The 16,773-nt window shown below is 72.0% G+C and carries 16 protein-coding genes and 1 pseudogene; 8 read left to right on the top strand and 9 right to left on the bottom strand.

Annotated elements, in window-relative coordinates:
• The coding region (locus tag ABGB17_RS38105; RefSeq protein WP_347639131.1) for a glycoside hydrolase at positions 1-1,390 on the bottom strand (1,390 nt) is incomplete at its 3' end.
• 373 nt (positions 1,391-1,763) lie between these two features.
• On the bottom strand, positions 1,764-2,549 hold the full coding sequence (locus tag ABGB17_RS38110; protein WP_347639133.1) for an IclR family transcriptional regulator C-terminal domain-containing protein: 786 nt from the start codon (positions 2,547-2,549) through the stop codon (positions 1,764-1,766).
• A gap of 202 nt (positions 2,550-2,751) precedes the next feature.
• On the opposite strand from ABGB17_RS38110, the gene ABGB17_RS38115 reads away from it, so the two are divergent.
• The 3 genes from ABGB17_RS38115 (at position 2,752) to ABGB17_RS38125 (ending at position 6,802) form a co-directional block, all read left to right on the top strand.
• Entirely contained in the window at positions 2,752-3,186 is a 435-nt protein-coding gene (locus ABGB17_RS38115; RefSeq protein WP_347639135.1) for an ABC transporter substrate-binding protein, read from the top strand.
• Positions 3,187-3,359: 173 nt separating this feature from the next.
• Positions 3,360-4,580 carry an MFS transporter gene (locus tag ABGB17_RS38120; protein WP_347639137.1) on the top strand — a complete coding sequence of 407 codons (1,221 nt, stop codon included), beginning with the start codon at positions 3,360-3,362 and terminating at the stop codon, positions 4,578-4,580.
• A 686-nt stretch (positions 4,581-5,266) separates the two neighbouring features.
• On the top strand, positions 5,267-6,802 hold the full coding sequence (locus ABGB17_RS38125) for a non-reducing end alpha-L-arabinofuranosidase family hydrolase (protein ID WP_347639139.1): 1,536 nt from the start codon (positions 5,267-5,269) through the stop codon (positions 6,800-6,802).
• A 286-nt stretch (positions 6,803-7,088) separates the two neighbouring features.
• Here ABGB17_RS38125 and ABGB17_RS38130 read toward each other — a convergent pair.
• Together ABGB17_RS38130 and ABGB17_RS38135 are read right to left on the bottom strand one after the other, a co-directional pair.
• Positions 7,089-7,769 (bottom strand): annotated as a pseudogene (locus tag ABGB17_RS38130) (glycoside hydrolase family 11 protein); the annotation flags it as partial.
• Positions 7,770-8,296: 527 nt separating this feature from the next.
• Positions 8,297-9,949, bottom strand: coding sequence for an IclR family transcriptional regulator C-terminal domain-containing protein (locus tag ABGB17_RS38135; protein ID WP_347639141.1), 1,653 nt, complete (start codon positions 9,947-9,949; stop codon positions 8,297-8,299).
• A 181-nt stretch (positions 9,950-10,130) separates the two neighbouring features.
• Here ABGB17_RS38135 and pcaH point away from each other — a divergent pair, with 181 nt between their 5' ends.
• From pcaH to pcaD, 5 genes are all read left to right on the top strand, one after another.
• Complete coding sequence (pcaH, locus tag ABGB17_RS38140) at positions 10,131-10,910, top strand: protocatechuate 3,4-dioxygenase subunit beta (protein ID WP_347639143.1); 780 nt, start codon at positions 10,131-10,133, stop codon at positions 10,908-10,910.
• Complete coding sequence (gene pcaG / locus ABGB17_RS38145; RefSeq protein ID WP_347639145.1) at positions 10,907-11,512, top strand: protocatechuate 3,4-dioxygenase subunit alpha; 606 nt, start codon at positions 10,907-10,909, stop codon at positions 11,510-11,512. Before pcaH ends, pcaG begins: the two co-directional genes overlap by 4 nt.
• The gene (locus ABGB17_RS38150) at positions 11,509-11,739 is read left to right on the top strand and encodes a hypothetical protein (RefSeq protein WP_347639147.1); all 231 of its coding nucleotides are present in this window, start codon (positions 11,509-11,511) and stop codon (positions 11,737-11,739) included. Before pcaG ends, ABGB17_RS38150 begins: the two co-directional genes overlap by 4 nt.
• Positions 11,718-11,993, top strand: a complete 276-nt coding sequence (locus tag ABGB17_RS38155; RefSeq protein ID WP_347639149.1) for a hypothetical protein — start codon at positions 11,718-11,720, stop codon at positions 11,991-11,993. Before ABGB17_RS38150 ends, ABGB17_RS38155 begins: the two co-directional genes overlap by 22 nt.
• Before the next feature lie 120 nt (positions 11,994-12,113).
• Entirely contained in the window at positions 12,114-12,920 is an 807-nt protein-coding gene (gene pcaD / locus ABGB17_RS38160) for a 3-oxoadipate enol-lactonase (RefSeq protein WP_347639151.1), read from the top strand.
• 146 nt (positions 12,921-13,066) lie between these two features.
• Here pcaD and ABGB17_RS38165 read toward each other — a convergent pair whose 3' ends face one another.
• The 5 genes from ABGB17_RS38165 to ABGB17_RS38185 form a co-directional block, all read right to left on the bottom strand.
• Positions 13,067-13,759, bottom strand: coding sequence for a 3-oxoacid CoA-transferase subunit B (locus ABGB17_RS38165; protein WP_347639153.1), 693 nt, complete (start codon positions 13,757-13,759; stop codon positions 13,067-13,069).
• Complete coding sequence (locus ABGB17_RS38170; RefSeq protein WP_347639155.1) at positions 13,756-14,433, bottom strand: 3-oxoacid CoA-transferase subunit A; 678 nt, start codon at positions 14,431-14,433, stop codon at positions 13,756-13,758. The genes ABGB17_RS38165 and ABGB17_RS38170 overlap by 4 nt, the downstream gene beginning before the upstream one ends.
• Positions 14,430-15,617 carry a thiolase family protein gene (locus tag ABGB17_RS38175; RefSeq protein WP_347639157.1) on the bottom strand — a complete coding sequence of 396 codons (1,188 nt, stop codon included), beginning with the start codon at positions 15,615-15,617 and terminating at the stop codon, positions 14,430-14,432. The genes ABGB17_RS38170 and ABGB17_RS38175 overlap by 4 nt, the downstream gene beginning before the upstream one ends.
• Positions 15,618-15,675: 58 nt before the next feature.
• The gene (locus ABGB17_RS38180; protein ID WP_347639159.1) at positions 15,676-15,918 is read right to left on the bottom strand and encodes a hypothetical protein; all 243 of its coding nucleotides are present in this window, start codon (positions 15,916-15,918) and stop codon (positions 15,676-15,678) included.
• A 490-nt stretch (positions 15,919-16,408) separates the two neighbouring features.
• A partial coding sequence (locus tag ABGB17_RS38185; RefSeq protein WP_347639161.1) for a cellulose binding domain-containing protein occupies positions 16,409-16,773 on the bottom strand: 365 nt, incomplete at its 5' end.

Consider the following 16,773-nt stretch of genomic DNA (forward strand, 5'->3'; position numbering starts at 1 on the left):
GCGTCGGGGTGGGCGTCGGGGTGGGCGTCGGGGTGGGCGTAGGCGTCGGCGTGGGGGTCGCGCCGCCGATCACGACGGTCGTGAGGGAGCGGGGCCTGAGGGTGACGGTGCCGCCCGTGACCGTGGAACGCGTCAGCGAGTTCGCGCCGTCGGTGACGTAGGCGGTGGCGTCGCCCGGCAGGCCGTCCCAGGTGACGGCCGAGTTGCCGGTGTTGAGCACCTCGGCGACCCTGGAGCCGTCGGAGTTGAGGAACGCCGTGACCTTCAACGCCGAGTTGCTGCTGGTCGCGCCGATCCGGACCGCGTCCGGCCGGATGAACCGGCTGTACGCCGCCATCGCCCACAGCCGCTTGGACACGCGGTACGTGCGGGCGGCCGTGTCGATCCCGATGAACGCCTGGGTCTCTCCCTGCGACCCGCCCAGCCAGTAGAGGTAGCCGCTGACGTTGCCGACGGCGAGTGCCTGGTGGATGGCCTGGGCGATGGCGAAGCCGTCACGGCCGCTGCCGTCGTCCCAGTTCGGGTTCCAGGCGCTGGCGCTGGGGGCCCATTCCGACATCCAGGTGCGCTTGCTCCCGGGCTGCGGGCTCGTGATCTGGCTGGCGTAGGTGTGCCCGGTGTAGGTCGACACGTAGCGGCGGGCATCGGGGTCGGCCTCGATGGCGTTGGTGTAGGACTTGGCCTGGTCCCAGCCGAAGGCGTCGCAGCAGGTGAGCTTGACGTCGCCGGCGAGCGGGCCGAGGACCTTGACGAACGCGGCGGCCTGGGCCGGGGTGAACCGCATGGACTCGTAGGTCGCCGTGTAGTCGGGTTCGTTGGCGAACCCCAGGTCCGTGATCTTGATGCCTTCCTGGGCGTAGAACCTCGTGTACTGCATCAGGTACCGGGCGTAGGCCGCCCGCCACTCGGGCCTGAGGGTGCCGCCGTTGTTCTCGCTCCCGTTGTCCTTCATGTACCCGGGAGCGCTCCAGGCTTCGGCGTAGAACCGCTTCACGCCGTACGACTGCGCGGCCTTCGCCACCCACACCTGGGCACCGTCGTCGCCGTTCCACACATACCTCGGCGGCGCGTCGGGTCCTCCCGGGTTCTGGGGCTGAATGGAGATCATCTTGTCGTACGGGCTGCCGGCCGGCGAGGCGCCGATGCCGAGCCGCAGGATGCTGAGCCCCGCGCCGCTGTCACGGTCGAACCACAGGCGGAAGATGTCGTTCTGCTGCGCCGTCGAGAGGCTGCGCAGCAACTCGCCCCGGCGGAACGCCGTGGCGATGCCGAAGCCGTCCATCTGCTGGTAGCGCACACCGTCCGACAGGGTGATGACCGGCGCGGCCGCGGCCTGCCCGGCCACCAGCGACGTGGCGAGCAGAGCGATCGCCATGACGATCCGTAGCACAGGGGCCCTCCTGAGGTCGTGTCATCCGGTGCGCGGCGGCGGTGCGGCCCTCGTGGGCCGGCTGCGGGATGACCGCGAAGTTGAGCGCTAACTTCCCCGAGCGAGGCACCGGTCATCGCTTGGGGACCAAGTGTGGGAATGGCTCCGGAAATGTGTCAACGTCCTGGCCGCAACGTTTCGACGTGTGAGGCAGTGGGCTGGCTGACCTGCGGATATCACATGCCAGGTGTCACGTGTTCCCTACCAGCGGAAACCCTCGTGCGCGGGTGGGCGCTCCGGCTCGGCCGCCTTGGCGGGGGAACGGCGGCGATCGTGAATTTTTCAGTATTTGTGAGCGCTAACAAATAGCCGGTGCTCCGGGCGCGCGTGCCCGTCAGCGGCGCGGGGTGACCACACGGAGGTCGGCCTCGATGCGGGCGGCGGTCGCCAGCAGTGGGGGTACCAGGTCCCGGCGCATCGCGTCCACGCTGTAGCGGGCCGCGTGGACGGGGATGTTGACCGCCGCGACGACCGTGCCGCCGCGGTCACGGACGGGCGCGGCGGCGGAGCGCAGGCCCTCCTCGAGCTCCTGGTCCACGATGGCGTAGCCCTGGGACCGGATGCGCCGCAACTCCGCGCGCAGGGCGGTGACCGAGGTGAGGGTGCGGGACGTGCGGGGCTCCAGCGCGATCTCCTTGAGGCGGCGCTCGATCTCCTCGTCGGGGAGGTACGCCAGGAGCACCCGGCCCATGGAGGTGACGGCGGCGGGGAACCGTGTGCCGACCATGATGTGCACGCTCATGATGCGGCTGGTCGGGACCCGGGTCACGTAGACGATGTCGTCGCCGTCGAGCACCGAAAGGGACACCGACTCCTTCACCTCGGCGACCAGGCGCTTCAGGTGCGGCTCGGCGATGTCGGAGAACGGCAGGCCGGACAGGTAGGAGTAGCCGAGCTCCAGCACCCGAGGGCTGAGCCTGAACAACCGGCCGTCGGTGTGCATGTAGCCGAGCTCGGCCAGCGTGAGCAGGAAGCGGCGGGCGGCGGCGCGGGTGATGCCGGTGCGGGCCGCCACCTCGCTGAGCGTGAGCTCGGGATGGTCGGCGTCGAAGGCCCGGATCACCGCGAGCCCGCGCTCCAGGGACTGGACGAAGGACCTGTCACGCCCCCGGTCGGTCATCGGGCTCCTCCGTCGTTCCCCGTCTGGGCCTGTCAGCCTACTGGAACGGCGTTCCACCAGACGCCGTGCCGCGGACCGCGGAGGGACGCCGGTTCGCGATGCGCACGCGGGTGCGAGGCACCCGGCGGGCCGCCGGCCCGCCGGGCCCCGGGCTCCCGCGGCGCTACTCCGGCTCACACCACATGGTGATCGGCTCAGCAGGGTGAATTTCGCCGAATCGGTGCCCGCGGCGCTGGACGCCGGCCAGGTGGACGCGGCGTGGGTGGTCGAGCCGGCGCTGAACACGGTGAAGGCCATGGGCGGCCGCGTCATCGCGTCCAACTTCGTGGACATCGCGCCGGACCTGACCGTCGCGCTGTACTTCACCTCCGACAAGCTGCAGGCGGAGAACCCCGACCTGGTCAAGCGCTTCCAGGAGGCGATGCGCGAGTCGCTGACCTACGCCGACGGCCACCCCGACGACGTGCGCCAGGTCATCACCACGTACACGAAGATCCAGGCCGGGAGCCTGCTGGACCTCACCCTCCCGAAGTGGCCGGCCGACCCGAACCGCGCCTCCCTGGAGGAACTCGCCAAGCTCAGCCGGCAGGACGGCCTCTTCGCCGAAGCCCCCGATCTGAGCAAGCTGGTGCCATGAGGAGAAGCCCGGCTGCCGCCGGCGCCGGGAACGATGACCGGTGGACACGGGAGCCGCGACGCTCCGGCCTTCACCGGCGGCCGCTGACCCGCACCGGGGAAGTTCTGGGCGAGGTGTAACTTTCCTCCGCGTCCATGAGGTATGCCTGGTTGGACTGGCGCGAAGGAGGACCCATGGACCCCCGGCCGACGACGGGCACACCGGACGTGCGTGAGGATCGGCGGCGCTCGCCGTGGGGGACCATCGCCATCCTCTACGTCAGCGGGGTCGTGGCGGCGATGAGCATCGGCAAGTTCGCCTCCGTCGGGCCGGAGATGGCGGGTGAGCTCGGGCTGTCGCTGTCGGAGCTGGGCTGGGTCATCTCGGCGGTCGTCGGCGTGGGAGCCGTCGCCGGCCTGCCCGCCGGGTACCTGATCCGCCGCGTCGGCACGGAGAGATCGATGGCCGCCGGCCTGGTCCTGACGGCGGCGGCGGGCGCGGCGAGCGTGGCGGCGGGCGACTTCGCCTGGTTGCTGGCCGCGCGCGGCGTCGAAGGCGCCGGGTACCTTCTGGTCAGCATCGCCGCTCCTGTGCTGATCCTCCGCCTCGCCCGCGAGCGCGACCGCGGCACGGCCCTGTCGATCTGGGCCACGTTCGTGCCGGTGGCCATCGGCGCCAGCACGCTGGCCGGAGGTGTGGCCGGCGCGGCCCTCGGCTGGCGCGGTTGGACCGGGGGCCTCGCGGCGCTGACGCTCCTGATGGCACCTGTCGTGTGGGCCCGCCTGCCGCGAGGTCCCGGGCGGCGCCCGTCCTCCCGGGCCGTCGCCGCCGGCCCGCGCGCGCTGACGTGGCCCGCGGTGCTCGCCGGCTCGTTCTGCGTCATGGTGCTGGTGACCATCCCGGTGGTCGTCCTGCTCCCGACGTTCCTCATCGAGCGGCACGGCCATTCGCCCGCCGCCGCCGGCGCCCTGACCTCGGTGATCTCTTTGCTCGGCGTCCCCGGCGGCCTGGCCGTGGGCGTCCTGTTCCGGCGAGGCGCCGCCCTGAGCCTGATGGCCGCGTCCGGCCTGCTGATCATCCCGGCCGCCTGGCTCACCTACTCGGCCGCCGTCCCCCTGCCCGCCGCGGTGGCGGGCGCGGCCGTGATCTCCGTGGAGAACGGCTTCCTCGGCGCTCTCGTCTTCGCCGTCGCGCTTCCTCTGGTCCTGCGCCATCTGGACCACGCCGACCTCGGCACCGGGCTGGTCGCCCAGATGGGCAGCCTCGGCTCCCTGATCGGCCCCCCGCTGTTCGGCCTGGTCGCCGCGCGGTTCGGCTACCCGTCCCTGGCCCTGCTCATCACCACCGGAATGCTCGTCTCCACCGCCGGGTTCCTCCTCGTCGCCAGACGAACCGTCGGCCGTCCGTCACGATGACCACAGCGGACGGTGTCCATGCGCGGGCACGAGCGGTCATCGCTCACCTGTGGACCGGTGTCGGTGGGGCACCTCCCTGTGAAGGATCGGCGATCTCCTGCGGTGGACCGCGAGGACGTGGTGTCGGTCCTGCGGTCCACAGGGTCGCGGTCGCCGGGCGGGTGAACGTCGCGCCGGTTGTGAGCGCTAACATCCAGCTTTCCGGTCGCGCTCCCGTTCATCGAGTGGTTGTGGTGGTGGGCCGTAGCCAATACCGAAGTCCGGCGCGCCGTCAAGAGCCCGTCATCTGTCGCACAGAAAAAGGGCCCGGACGGGAGCGGTGTGCGGGGTGCGCCGTCGCGGGATTGTTCTCTCCGGCCGGATGAGGGCGTCGCGCTGAAACTTTCAGCGACGACGCGCACGTGGCAGGCGCGGAATCCACGGCTTTCAGGCGGAGACGTCCCGGCTTGCGGGAGCGGGTTCCGATAGAGGGCTCCGAAAGTTTCTGGATGCCCTTGACATGTTTCGCCGAGATTTCCACACTGTGTCATCGAGGTGGTCCCTCGCGCCGGTGGTGGTGCGCGACAGGAACCGCCCTCCTCGGCGCCCGGTGGTGTGCGGTCCCGGATCACGGGACGCGGCGTCGATCCGCGGGATGTCCCCGCGTGTCCCCGCCATTGCATGATCCACTCAGGGAGCACTCCGTCATGGACACCAACGCCATACCCCCGCCGCGCCCCCGGCGCGTCCGGACAAGCCTGCGCGTCCTGCTTGCCGGCGCGCTCGGCGTCGCCGGCGTCGCCACCGCGCTGACGCTGTCCGCTCCTGTCGGCGCCGCCGCGCTCGCCGCGAACAAGCTCAGCGACTCGGCGCGCATGGCGGCGGCCGACACCCCGTTCCGGCTGCGCAACGACGGGGCCGTGCGGTGCGTGGACTCGCCGAACAGCGCCACGGCCAACGGCACCCAGCTCCAGATCTACGACTGCCACAGCAACGCCAACCAGAGTTTCACCTACACCACCGGCCGGCAGTTGCAGCTCCTCGGCAAGTGCCTGGACGTGCCGACCGGCGGGGGCTCGGGCACCCGCGTCCAGCTCTACGACTGCCACAGCGGCACCAACCAGCAGTGGGTCCGCAACTCGAACGGCACCGTGACCAGCGTGGCCAACAACCTGTGCCTCAGCGTCACCGGCACCGGCAACACCTCCGGCGTGACCGTCGCCAGCTGCAACGGCCAGGCCACCCAGCGGTGGACCTGGGACGGCTACACCGGAACGGACCCGACGCCGACTGCCACGCCGACGGTCACCCCGACGCCGACCCCGACGGGCACGTGCCAGCTTCCGTCGTCGTACCGCTGGACGTCGACCGGCCCGCTGGCGCAGCCGAGGTCGGGCTGGGTGTCGCTGAAGGACTTCACCGTCGCGCCGTACAACGGCAGGCAGCTGGTCTACGCCACGACGCACGACACGGGCACCAGGTGGGGTTCGATGAACTTCAGCACCGTCGCGAACCTGACCGACCTGGGCTCGGCCAGCCAGAACGCGATGAACTCCTCCACCGTGGCGCCGACGCTGTTCTACTTCGCCCCCAGGAACATCTGGGTGCTGGCCTACCAGTGGGGTTCGAGCAAGTTCTCCTACCGCACCTCGAGCGACCCCACCAACCCCAACGGGTGGTCGGCCGAGCAGCCGCTGTTCACCGGCAACATCTCCAACTCCAGCACCGGCCCCATCGACCAGACCCTCATCGCCGACGACCAGAACATGTACCTGTTCTTCAACGGCGACAACGGCCGGGTGTACCGGGCCAGCATGCCGATCGGCAACTTCCCCGGCAGCTTCGGCTCCAACTACACCACGATCATGACCGACACCACCAACAACCTGTTCGAGGCGGTCCAGGTCTACAAGCTCCAGGGCCAGCAGCGGTACCTCATGCTGATGGAGGCCATCGGCTCCCAGGGCCGCTACTTCCGCTCGTTCACCGCCACCAGCCTCGGCGGCACGTGGACCCCGAACGCCGCGACCGAGAGCAACCCGTTCGCCGGCAAGGCCAACAGCGGCGCCACCTGGACCAACGACATCAGCCACGGTGAGTTGATCCGCGTCAGCGCCGACCAGACCTTCACCGTCGACCCCTGCAGACTGCAGTTGCTCTACCAGGGCCGCAGCCCCAGCTCCGACGGCACCGAATACGGCCTGCTGCCCTACCGGCCGGGCCTGCTGACACAACAACGCTGACGCAGTGAATCGGATCCGGATCGCGTGTTCCTGAGGTTCCCGGCGAAGGCACATGCCGGATCGGGCGAGCGTCATCACGGCACGCGATCCGGACCGGATGCGACGGAAAACGGCGGGCTCGGCCTTACGGCCGCGCCCGCCGTGTGTCGCGGTCGTCCGGGCGGGTCCTCCCTGACCGGCGGCGCCTCCGGCGGCACAACCGGCGGCGCCTCCGGCGGCCGGGGGACGTCGAGGGGCCGGAATCGCGGGGGCTCCGGCCTCTCTTGCGTGTTCCGGGTGGTCAGCGCACCGTGATGTTGGAGTTGCCGCTGCTCTGGAAGCCCTCGGTGGCCATGATCTGGTAGTCGTGGCGGCCGAGGCCCATGCCCGCGCGGGCCCACGCGTCGAAGTGGTTGCCGGCGGTGATGGTGCCGCCGGTCCTCTTCTGCTGGCGGACGCTCCAGTACTGGTTGAAGGTCCTGGTGCCCTCGATGGAGGGGGCGTTGTAGCGCGTGGTCTGGTAGATGTCGTACGTGCCGCCGTCGGTGGTCACGGTGCCCTTGTAGGAGCCCGTGGGCCGGTAGGTGCCCCAGTTGTCGACGATGTAGTACTCGATGAGCGGGCTGCGCGTCCACCCGTAGAGGGTGAGGTAGGCGTTGCCGGACGGGTTGAAGCTGCCCGAGTAGTTCACGGTCCTGCGTGCGCCGGGGTTCCAGCCCTTGCCGGCCACGAAGTTGCCGGTGTTGCGCCACGAGGTGCTGTAGTTGCCGCCGTTCAGCAGCTCCATGGAGACCGTGCCCTGGGCGTCGGTCCAGAAGGAGTAGAAGTATCCGCCGTGGTTGCCGGTCTGGTTGGTGGTGATGGCCGCGTTGGCGACGCCGGGTACCGTGACCAGGACCGCGGCCAGCGCCAGGGCGCCGGCGCGACCGGCGAACAGCCCGGCCCGGCCGGCCGCGCGGCTCTTGGAGCGGGTGGGGACGTGGTTCATCGCGCGCTTCCTCCTCGTGATCGCTGGCGAGTGCCAGGTGGAGCGAGGCGCGGCCCGGCGGGGGCTGCCGGTACCGCGGTGGGACGGCCACCGCGCGTCGGCGTCGAACGACGCAGGGGGGCTGGGCCGTCGTCGTGAATCCGCGACCGCGGGACCGGATCGCGGCGGGTGACCCGGATCGACCGTGGTCGAGGTTTCACGGCGGCGAAACTATCGGTGTGCCGTCGAAAGTATCGATCCAGTTCCAGGCTGTCAACAGCCAGAGTAAACATTTCTCACTTGTGTGTCAGCCCGCTGTTAGGGCAGGTCGATGGCCTTACCTGCGGCGAGTGCCTGGAGGTGCGCACCAGGCCCGTAGGACGAGTTGTCCAGATCAGGGCGAGGGTTGCGAAATCTTTCGGCAACTTTCAGACGTGTCAGGAGTGCGGTCAGGTGCCGCCGCGTGACCGTCATTCGACATTCACATCGACAGGCGTCATGAGAACGTCGTGAGTTCCGCCTCGGCCGGGGGCGTCAGGCGGGCGAGGTCAGCCGGTGGAGATCGGGACGTAACCACCCGCGACGTGGAGGTCCGCCTCGATGCGCGCGGCGGCGGCGCGCAGCGGCGGCAGTAGCTGGGTGCGGGTCTGCTCCTCGGTGCGCCGGTCGGCGTGGGTGGACACGTTGATCGCGGCGACCACCTCGCCCGCGCGGTCGCGCACCGGGACGGCGATCGCGCGCAGCCCTTCCTCCAGTTCCTGGTCCAGCAGGACGTGGCCGTCACGGCCGGCCTGCTCCAGCAGGGCGGCCAGGCGCGTGGGGGACGTCACCGTGCGGGACGTCAGCGGGCGCGGGCGGACGCGTCTCACGTACGCGGCGCGCTCGGCCGCGGGGAGGCCGGCCAGCAGGACCCGTCCCATCGACGTCGCGTAGGCGGGGAACCGGGTGCCCACGGTGACGTCCATGCTCATGATCCGTGACGTGGGCACCCGGGCGACGTACTGGATGTCGTCACCGGCGAGGATCGCCATCGACGCCGGATCGCTGACCTGGCCGGTCAGCCGGACCAGGTGCTCGCGGGCGATCTGCGGCAGCGTCAGCCGCGACAGGGCGGAGAAACCGAGGTCGAGCACGCGTGACGTGGGCCGGAAGAACCTGCCGTCCCGGACCTCGGCGTAGCCGAGGTGTTCGAGGGTGATGAGAGAGCGACGTACGGTCGCCCTCGGCAGGCCCGTGGCGTGCGCCAGCGCGGCGAGGGTGACCCCGGCGCCGGTCCGGCCGAACGCCGTCAGCACACGCAGGCCCCGGGCGAACGACTCCACGAAACCAGGGCCGAGCTCCTGTTTCAGGGCGCGCGTCCCGGAGGTGCCGGCGGCCGGCCACCGCGTGGCGGGCCCGGTGGAGGCGAAGGTCTTCTCCATGACCGCGACGGCCTCGCGCAGCCTCGGGAGCACCGATTCGCCCAGGGACTCCACGGTGTGCCTGCTCGTGTGGCTGGCCACGCTCACCGCGCACACCAGCCGCCCCCCGGTGTCGTGGACGGGCATCGCGACGGCGACCAGCCCCGGCTCGATCATCTGGTCGTCCGGCGCCCAGCCGTCCCGCCGCGCCGCGCTCACGCGTCCCTCGAACGACGCGGCGTCCGGCGTGCCCGGCGGTCGCAGCAGGGGGAAGGACGTGTGAGCGGGGTCGGCCGTGCACCGGTCCCGCCAGCGGAGCCAGTCGTCCCGCGTCCAGCCGGTGGCGAAGAGGGTGCCGGCGGCGACACGTTCCGCGGGGATCAGGTCGCCGGCCCGGAACGTGATCGACATCGTGCGCCGCCGTGCGGCCTGGTGCACGAACCGGGCACCGTCGCGATCGGGAACCGCGAGCGAGGTCGACTCGTCCAGCTCGTCGGCGAGCCGGTCCGCGATCGGCCCGAGGACGCCGGGCACGCGGGACGCGGCCAGATAGGCGTTGCCGAGCTCCATCACCGCGGGGGCGAGCACCGCGTTCTGCCCGTCGAGCCGGGCGTAGCCGAGCGCCGCCAGAGTGGACACCACGCGGTCGGCCGTCGAGCGGGCCTGCCCGGTGTCGCGGACGAGATCGCTCATGCCGCGGCGCCCGCCGGTGGCCGTGAGGTGGCGCAGCACGTACAGGCCCCGGATCAGCGGGCCGACCGTCTCGGGGGGTGGCGTGCGGCCGTTCGCCGGCTCCGTCATGTGGTCTCCACGGTTGTTCTTCCTTCGTGCGAAAACGTACCGCCCGGGCATTGACATCCTCTCGCGGTGGCCACAAACTGCTGGTCGCAATATGAACAGAAGTTCACTAGGCGAACAATCTGCACGCTCCAGCCCTTCGGTGGGAATCAGGCACCCCGCTCGTGGAAAGGTGACGGCGAACATGACGGCCACCCCGCCCGTCCTCACGCAGGACGTCATCAGTGCCGAGATCGCCCAGGCGCGCCGGGCCTACACCGAGTCGCTCGACGCGGGGGCCGCGCCGCTCCACCATCCCCCACGGGCCTATCCGCCCTACCGGAGCAGCCTCGCGCGCCACCCCAGACGGCCGCTCGTCCTGGTGGACGACCCCGACGCGGTCGAGCTGACCGGCCCGGTCTTCGGCGTCACCGACGTCACCGACCTGGACGCCGACCTCACGCGCCGGCACCACGGGGAGCCCATCGGCGAGCGGATCCGGGTGACCGGGCGGGTGACGGGCCGCGACGGGCGGCCGGTCAGGGGCCAGCTCGTCGAGATCTGGCAGGCCGACTCCGCCGGCCGGTACGCCCACCAGCGGGACCAGCACCCGGCGCCGCTCGACCCGAACTTCACCGGCGCCGGCCGCTGCCTGACCGACGACGAGGGCTGGTACGCGTTCACCACGATCAGGCCCGGGGCCTATCCCTGGCGCAACCACGACAACGCCTGGCGGCCCGCGCACATCCACTTCTCGCTCTTCGGCACGGCCTTCACCCAGCGGCTGGTGACCCAGATGTACTTCCCCGGGGACCCGTTGTTCGCGTACGACCCGATCCTGCAGTCGGTCACCGACGACGCGGCCCGGTCGCGGCTCGTCGCCACCTACGACCACGGCCTGTCCATCCCCGAGTGGTCGCTCGGCTACCGCTGGGACATCGTGCTCGACGGCCCGTCCGCCACCTGGACCGAGGAGACACGATGACCGCCCCCGGCCCCGCGTCCGGCCCCCCTCCCGCTTTCTTGCCCACGCCCGCCCAGACGGTCGGCCCGTTCTTCGGGTACGCCCTTCCCTTCACGGGAGGCGGCGACGTCGCACCCGCCGGTGAGCCCGGCGCCGTCATCCTGCACGGGCAGGTCTTCGACGGCGCCGGCGTCCCCGTGCCGGACGCGCTCCTGGAGTTCTGGCAGCCCGCGCCGGACGGCTCGCGCGCCGGAGCCCCGGGCTCGCTGCGCCGGGACCCGGTGAACGGCGCGGTCGCCGGGCGCACCGGCCTGGAGTTCACCGGGTTCGGCCGTGTCGCCACCGACGCCGCCGGCCACTACGTGCTGCGCACTCTGCCGCCGGGCGGTGTGCCGTACATCTCGGTGTGCGTCTTCGCCCGGGGGCTGCTGCACCACCTGTACACCCGCGCCTACCTGCCCGGCCTCACCGACCCGGAGGCCGAGCCGCTGCTGAGCTCGCTGCCGGAGAGCCGCAGGGCCACGCTGCTCGCGGTGCGCGAACGTGACGGGGTCCACCGGTTCGACGTCCGCCTGCAGGACGACGGGGTGCACGAGGAGACGGTCTTCCTTGCCTTCGCATGATGGACGGCCTGAGCGGGACGTCCGGCGTACGGGACGCCGGCCTGCTGAGCCCGGTGTGGGCGGACTCCGCCGCCGAGGCGGCGACCGGGGACGCGGCGTTCGTGCGCCACATGCTCGACGCCGAGGCCGCGCTCAGCGACCGGCTGGCGGCGCCGCCGAGGCCGCCGCCGAGATGGCCGCCGGGCTCCGTCCCGACCCCGCCCGGATGCGGGCGAACCTCGACCTGACGTGCGGTCTGCCGGCCACCGAACGCCTGACCGTGGCCCTGTCCGCCCTGATCGGCAGGGACGAGGCCACCGGGGCGCTGACCCGCGCGGCCCATGCCGTCCGCCAGGGCGGGGGAGCGGACCTCGCCGGAACACTCGCCGGCGACCCGGCGGTGCCACTGCCGGAGCAGTCGCTGCGTGACCTGAGCGACCCCGCCGGCTACCTGGGCTCCGCCGGACCGCTGGTCGACCGCGCGCTCCTGGGGGAGACGTGACGACGGTCGCGGGGCACGCCGTGCCGCAGTCGGTGGTCCGCGCGCTTGTGGGGGAGACGTGACGACGGTCGCGGGGCACGCCGTGCCGCAGTCGGTGGTCCGCGCGCTTGTGGGGGAGATGTGACGGCGGTCGCGGGGCACGCTGTCCTGTACCACAGGGTCGACGGGCCGCGGTCGGCTCCGCCGTTGATCCTCGGCCCGTCACTCGGCACCACCATGGACGTGTGGGCGCCGCAGGCCGCGGCGCTCGCGCGCTCCCACCGGGTGGTCCGCTGGGACCTGCCAGGACACGGAGGGTCGCCCCCGGAGCTGCTACCGGATGTCGCGGCGGGCGCGACCACCGTCGCCGACCTCGGGCGGCTGGTGCTCGGCCTGGCCGACGCGCTCGGGATCGAGCGGTTCTCCTACGCCGGTGTGTCCCTGGGCGGCGCGGTGGGTGCCTGGCTCGCCGTCCACCATCCCGCACGGGTCGCCTCGCTCGCGCTGGTGTGCTCGTCGGCGCGTTTCGGCGAGCCGGGGACCTGGCGCGAACGCGCGGCGCTGGTCCGCGCCGAGGGGCTCGGTCCTGTCGCCGGCACGGCCGCCGGCCGCTGGTTCACGCCCGCCTTCGCGGGGACACCCGTCGCCGCGGCGGTGGTGGCCGTCCTGCGCACGGTCGACGCGGGCGCCTACGCGGCCTGCTGCGACGCGCTCGCCGCCTACGACCTGCGCGCCGATCTGCCCCGCGTCACCGCCCCCACACTGGTGGTCGCCGGGCGGGAGGATCCCGTCACACCCCCCGCGCACGCGCGCGAACTCGTGGACGGCATCCCGGGGGCCGCCCTCGCCGAGATACCGCACGCCGCCCACCTCGCCGGCGTCGAGCGGCCGGCCCCGGTACTGGCGGCCCTGCTCGGCCACCTGCGGGAACTCCCCGGAAAGCCGTGACCGCGCCTGCGCCGAAGGACGTCAGCGGGCGGGCATCCTCGAACAGGGCACGGTCGACGTGCTCAGGGAGTGCGGCGCCAGGGACAGGACGGACCGGGAGGGACTGGTCCACGACGGCATCGACCGGCGGCCCGGCCGGCGCGCACCTAGCGGTCCTCCAGGGTGCGCAGCGGGACCGCGAGCCGTGCGGCGAGGTCGCGTACGGTCGTGCCGTACGTCTCGCTCACCGTGACACCGTTCGGGGTGATGTGGAAGACCGCCTGGTCGGTGTAGACGCGGCCCACGCAGGCCGGGCCGGTGAGGGGATAGGTGCACTCGGGGACGAGCTTCGGCTCGCCGTCCTTGGTGAACAGCGTCATCATGACGAACACGTTCCTGGCGCCGGTGGCCAGGTCCATCGCCCCGCCGACGGCGGGGACGGCGCCGGGGGCGCCGGTGTGCCAGTTGGCGAGGTCGCCGCGCCCGGAGACCTGGAACGCGCCGAGGACGCACACGTCGATGTGGCCGCCGCGGATCATCGCGAAGGAGTCCGCCTGGTGGAAGTACGACGCGCCGGGCAGCTCGGTCACGGGGATCTTGCCCGCGTTGACGAGGTCGGGGTCGGCCTCGCCGGCACTGGCGGCGGGCCCCATGCCGAGCATGCCGTTCTCGGTGTGCAGGACGACCCCCGCGCCGGGGGAGAGATGGTCGGCGACCGTCGTCGGCCGGCCGATGCCGAGGTTCACGTAGGAGCCGCGCGGGATGTCCCGCGCGATGACGGCGGCCAGCTCGTCGCGGCCGAGCGGCCCGCGGCCGAGGTGCTCCACGGTGGGGCCCGCGGGGGGCGGCAAGGCTGTCATGAGGCGTCCTCCTTCGCGCCGAGGTCCAGGAGCCTGTCGACGTAGACGCCGGGGGTGACCACGCTCTCGGGGTCCAGCTCGCCGACCTCGGCCACCCGGTTGACCTGGGCGATCGTCAGGGTCGCGGCGGTCGCCATGATGGGCCCGAAGTTGCGTGCGGTCTTGCGGTAGACGAGGTTCCCCATGCGGTCGGCGGTGTGCGCGGCGATGAGGGCGACGTCCCCCTTGATCGGGTACTCGAGCACGTGGTCGCGGCCGTCGATGGTGCGTGTCTCCTTGCCCTCGGCCAGGGGCGTGCCGGCGCCGGTGGGACAGTAGAACGCGCCGATGCCGGCGCCGGCCGCGCGGATGCGCTCGGCGAGGGTGCCCTGCGGGACCACCTCGAGCTCGATCTTCCCGGCGCGGTAGAGGCCGTCGAACACCCACGAGTCGCTCTGCCGGGGGAACGAGCAGATCATCTTGCGTACCCGCCCGGCGGCGAGGAGCGCCGCGAGGCCGGTGTCGCCGTTGCCGGCGTTGTTGCTGACCACGGTCAGGCCCGTGGCGCCCTGCCGGATCAGCGCCTCGACGAGCCGGACCGGCATGCCGGCCATGCCGAAACCGCCGACCAGGACCGTGGAACCGTCCGCGATCCCCGCGACGGCGTCGTCGGCGCCGGTGAAGACACCGGTCATCGCGCGCTCACGTTCTCGATGACGACGGCCAGCCCCTGGCCGACGCCGATGCAGATGGCGGCGACGCCCCACCGCTCGCGCCGTTCACGCAGCACGTGGGCCAGCGTGCCGAGGACACGCCCGCCGGAGGCGCCGAGCGGATGGCCGATGGCGATGGCGCCGCCCTTGGTGTTGACGATCTCGGGGTCGACGGGCCACGCGTCCAGGCACACGAGCGACTGGACGGCGAAAGCCTCGTTGAGTTCCACGGCGCCGACGTCGCCCCAGCCGACGCCCGCCCGGCGCAACGCCTGGTTCGCGGCCTCGACCGGCGCGTACCCGAACATCTGGGGTTCGGTCGCCGCGGCCCCCCGGCCGGCGACGCGGGCGACGGGGTCGGCGCCGATGCGGCCCGCCGCGGTCTCCGCGCCGAGCACGAGCGCGGAGGCGCCGTCGTTCAGGGGTGAGGAGTTGCCCGCCGTGATGGTCCCGCCGGGGCGGAACGCCGGTTTGAGGCCGGCGAGCACCTCCGGCGTCGTGCCGGGCCTGATGCCCTCGTCGCGCGGGAGGTCCACCCCCTCGACCGGGACGACCAGGTCGTCGTAGAACCCGGAATCCCACGCCGCGGCGGCCAGCGTGTGCGACCGCACGGCGAAGGCGTCCTGCCGTTCCCGGGACACGGAGAACTTCTCCGCGAGTTGCTCGTTGGCCTCCCCGAGGGAGACCGTCCACTCCTTGGGCATCAGCGGGTTCACCAGGCGCCAGCCGAGGGTGGTGGACACGGCGGCCGTGTCGCCCGCCGGGAAGGCCCGCGAGGGTTTGGGCAGCACCCACGGGGCCCGGGTCATCGACTCCACACCGCCGGCGACGACGATGCCGGCGTCGCCGCTCTCGACCGCGCGCGAGGCGATCATGGCCGCGTCCAGGCTCGACCCGCACAGCCGGTTCACGGTGGCCGCCGGCACGGTCACCGGCAGCCCCGCCAGCAGCACGGCCATGCGGCCCACGTTGCGGTTGTCCTCACCCGCGCCGTTGGCGTTGCCCCACACCACGTCGCCGATCTCCGCCGGATCCAGGCCCGGCACCTTGGCCAGGACACCGCGCAACGCGGTGACCGCCAGGTCGTCGGGGCGGACCCCGGCCAGGGCCCCGCCGAACTTCCCGAACGGTGTGCGCGCCGCCGCGTAGATGAAGGCCGAATCCATTGAGCCCCTTCTCGCTGTCCGTGGACGAACATTCGTGCTTCCTCTTGACCAACGCCGGCTACGCGCCGTCGTTCCCGGCCCTCGCCGGCGACGGCAGCCCTCTCTTGGCGGCCTGGATCTGTTCCCGCACATGGGTGCGCAGTGCCGTGAACCGGGGGTGGCCGCGGGTGTGGAGCTGGTCCCGCGCCTCGGCGTCCGAGAGCCCCACCGCGTCAAGCGCGCCGCTGACCGGTTCGCGGCGGCGCGCCTTGGGCAGTCCTCTCTGCCGCAGCGGCAGCGCGACGTTCTCGCCGACCCGCATGCCGCCGACGCGGCGGCAAATGCCGCGGCCACGACGATCGAGGCGAGCAGACGAGGCATGGGCCCTCCCTGGGTACGTCCCTGGTGTTCGATGTGCGCAATGCGCACCAGAATTCTCTATAAGAACGTATGGTGTACCTCTCCGCCGGTCAATGCTCCATGTCGGCGTGGGTGCCAGCACCGACAAGGTCCCCTGGTTGTAAAAGAGCGACGTTCGATACATCGCTTCGCGGGTCACACGCTCAGCGATCAACGCACAACTGTGCGTATGGCGCACCACTTCGATGGCCGCAGGAGGGACGGAGGGCCGATGACCGCCTGGCGGCGCGGGGACTACACGCCAGGCCACCCAGAGATGGACCAGGGCTTAGCCCTCATCCGGACGGCCCGCTGCCCGGTTCCCGCTCCCCGTCAGGGGGAGGGGACCGGGCAGCGGCTTGAGTGTTCCGCTTCCGCGTGCCGCGCGGCGCGTCGCCGCGCCGTCATCTAGGTCAGGAGGCGGTGCAGTTCAGTGTGGGGGTGGCGGCGGTGCCGCCGGCGGTGAAGCCGAAGGTGGTGGTGGCGTTGGGGGAGAGGCCGCCGTTGTAGGTCTCGTTGCGTACGCTGACGCCGGTTCCGGAGCCGGAGCGGATCCCGTTCCACAGTTGGGTGATGGTCTGGGAGCCGGGCCAGGTCCAGGTGACGGTCCAGCCGGTGATGGCGCTGGTGCCGGCGCGGACGGTGACGGTGGACTGGAAGCCGCCGGACCAGGAGTTCACCGTCTGGATCGTCGCCGCGCAACCGCCGGGCACCGGTGTCGGCGTGGGTGTCGGGGTGGGTGTCGGCGTCGGCGTGGGTGTCGGGGTGGGTGTCGGGG

It is taken from the genome of Sphaerisporangium sp. B11E5 (assembly GCF_039871875.1).
Lineage (GTDB): Bacteria > Actinomycetota > Actinomycetes > Streptosporangiales > Streptosporangiaceae > Sphaerisporangium.